This window comes from Neisseria sp. P0021.S007, from assembly GCF_051956855.1.
The window spans coordinates 1-2751 of record NZ_JBQCXA010000015.1 but is presented as its reverse complement, the minus strand read 5'-3'; the positions used below and the strand labels follow the sequence as shown (position 1 = coordinate 2751).

Annotated in this window: 2 protein-coding genes and 2 pseudogenes; 1 reads left to right on the top strand and 3 read right to left on the bottom strand. The window is 51.3% G+C overall.

Features of this window, described 5'->3' with window-relative positions; all coding sequences use genetic code 11:
• Nucleotides 1-842 (top strand): DALR domain-containing protein (locus tag ACTHUR_RS10565; RefSeq protein WP_440398556.1); only part of this gene is annotated, 842 nt, incomplete at its 5' end.
• 81 nt (nt 843-923) lie between these two features.
• Here ACTHUR_RS10565 and ACTHUR_RS10560 read toward each other — a convergent pair.
• The 3 genes and pseudogenes from ACTHUR_RS10560 to ACTHUR_RS10550 form a co-directional block, all read right to left on the bottom strand.
• A pseudogene (locus tag ACTHUR_RS10560) lies at nt 924-1103 on the bottom strand (DapH/DapD/GlmU-related protein); the annotation flags it as partial.
• A 141-nt stretch (nt 1104-1244) separates the two neighbouring features.
• Nucleotides 1245-2252, bottom strand: coding sequence for an IS5 family transposase (locus tag ACTHUR_RS10555; protein ID WP_440398555.1), 1008 nt, complete (start codon nt 2250-2252; stop codon nt 1245-1247).
• Nucleotides 2253-2475: 223 nt separating this feature from the next.
• A pseudogene (locus ACTHUR_RS10550) lies at nt 2476-2751 on the bottom strand (autotransporter adhesin NadA); the annotation flags it as partial.

Below are 2751 nucleotides of genomic sequence, written 5' to 3'. Positions count from 1 at the left end.
GGGAAAGCCCGTGGGGCAATGGTCGTCCGGGTTGGCACATCGAATGCTCCGCCATGAGTGAAAACCTGTTCGGCGATACTTTTGATATTCACGGTGGCGGTGCGGATTTGCAGTTCCCTCACCACGAAAACGAAATCGCTCAAAGCGTCGGTGCCAGCGGCCATACCTGCGGTCATGACCACGCGCAAACCCATCACGGTCAAAGCATCGCCAGCCACGTCAAATACTGGCTGCACAACGGCTTCATCCGTGTGGACGGCGAAAAAATGTCCAAATCGCTGGGCAACTTCTTCACCATCCGCGAAGTGTTGAAACAATACGACCCTGAAGTCGTGCGTTTCTTTATCCTGCGCGCCCACTACCGCAGCCCGTTGAACTACTCCGACGCGCATTTGGACGACGCAAAAGGCGCGCTGACCCGTCTGTACACCACGTTGAAAAAAACTCCAGCGGCTGAGTTTGATTTATCCGAAAACGCCAACGACTACACCCGCCGCTTCTACGCCGCCATGAACGACGATTTCGGTACGGTCGAAGCGGTTGCCGTGTTGTTTGAGCTGGCAGGCGAGGTGAACAAAACCAATGATGCGCACCTTGCCGGCTGCCTGAAAGCTTTGGGCGGCATCATCGGCCTGTTGCAACGTGATCCGATTGAGTTTCTGCAAGGCGGCGCGGTTTCAGACGGCCTCTCCAACGAAGAAATCGAAGACTTAATCGCCCGCCGCAAACAGGCACGCGCGGATAAAAACTGGGCGGAATCCGACCGTATCCGCGACCTTCTGAACGAACACAAAATCATTCTGGAAGACAACGCCGGCGGTACGACTTGGCGGCGCGGCTAATTTGATTTGATATAAAAAGGTCGTCTGAAAACATTTTCAGACGACCTTTTTATATCTGGTTGAAAACCGTGATGTGTGTACTTAATCTTCTAACAGGTTCTTCTTGATGACCGCAGGATTCCCAGCAGCGACGCAATACGGCGGCACATCTTTAGTTACCACAGCCCCTGCGCCGATAACCGCTCCTTTGCCTACTCGGACACCGCCCATAATAATCGCGCGCCGTCCGATCCAAACATCATCCTCAATCACAATCGGAGACCTTTGCAAAAAAGCCCTTCCCCAACAGCCGAAATCCAAACACAGGTTTTCGGCTGTTTTTGTTTCAAATATCCGCTGACTCTACTCAAATACCCTCTTAATCCTCCTTGAATACCTGATAATCAGGCATCCGGCCGCCTTTTAGGCGACAACAGGCACACTTAGCCTGTTAGCGGCTTTCAATAGGTTCAAACACATCGCCTTCAGATGGCTTTGTGCACTTACTTTGAGCAGACCAAAATAGACTGCCCGGGCATAGCGGAATTTACGGTGCAGCGTACCGAAGCTTTGTTCGACCACATAACGGGTCTTCGACAAATGTCGGTTGCGTTTGGTTTGCGCTTCCGACAGCGGATGTTTGCGGTGGGCTTTGCGCATAATGCCGTCCTGTAGCCGATACTCTTCCAGATGTTGCCGGTTTTCCTCACTGTCATAGCCTTTGTCGGCATAGACGGTCGTACCTTTGGACAGTCCTTCCAGCAAAGGCAACAGGTGTTTGCATTCATGGGCATTGGCGGGGGTAAGGTGCAGTTTTTCGATATAGCCTTCCGCATCGGTACGGGTATGTTGTTTATAACCGAGTTTGTAGAGGCCGTTTTTCTTTATCCAACGGGCATCGCTGTCTTTACTCGGTGTGGTTTGGCCGCTGACTTGTCCTTCCTCGTCGACTTCTATGGACTGGCGCTGTTTGCTGCCAGCAGTCTGAATAATGGTGGCGTCAACGACGGCGGCGGATGCTTTCTCTACTTTTAAGCCTTTTTCAGTCAGTTGGCGGTTAATCAGTTCCAGCAATTCGGACAGGGTATTATCTTGCGCCAGCCAATTGCGGTAGCGGCATAAGGTGCTGTAATCGGGGATGCTTAGTTCGTCAAAACGGCAAAACAGGTTGAAATCAATGTGGGTGATGAGGCTGTGTTCAAGTTCGGGATCGGAGAGGCTGTGCCATTGTCCGAGCAGGACGGCTTTGAACATGGACAACAGGGGATAGGCGGGACGGCCGCGGTGGTCTCGGAGGTAACGGGTTCTTTGACGATTCAGGTATTGTTCGATCGGTTGCCAATCAATCACCTGATCCAACTTCAATAGTGGGAAACGGTCGATGTGTTTGGCAATCATGGCTTGGGCAGTTTGCTGGAAGAAGGTGGTCATGGAAAATCCCCTAAATGTCTTGGTGAGAATTTAGGGGATTTTGGGGAATTTTGCAAAGGTCTCAGATAGTACGGCTATGCGAGGCAACGCCGTACTGGTTTAAAGTCAATCCACTATAAGTCTTTTATTCGAGATTCATGTCCAGTTGAGCAAACCCGCCAAACAAAACAAAAAACCCGCAGCATAGCTGCGGGTTTGATACCTATTTAACACTAAACCAGTATTACCATTCGTAGTTCACGCCTACGTTGTAAGATGCAGAGCCGCCTGAAGAGGTGCCGACTGCAAGACCGGCCTTGGCTGCAAAGTTTTCATTGAAGCGGTAGCCTGCACCGACTGCAACTGCGGTGTCAGATTTGAAACCACCCAAAGCAGCGGTAACGTTAAACTTACCAACGCTGTAAGGTTGGAACAGACCGCTGAGGGCTGCTTGTGCAGCAAGACCTTGGCGGGTCTCTTTGCGCAGATTAGCTACGTTTTTGTCCAAGTTGTCGATACG

What these genes read in the sequence shown, in the direction of transcription:
- ACTHUR_RS10555 (WP_440398555.1), bottom strand. Translation starts at nt 2,252, where the DNA reads ATGACCACCTTCTTCCAGCAAACTGCCCAAGCCATGATTGCCAAACAC.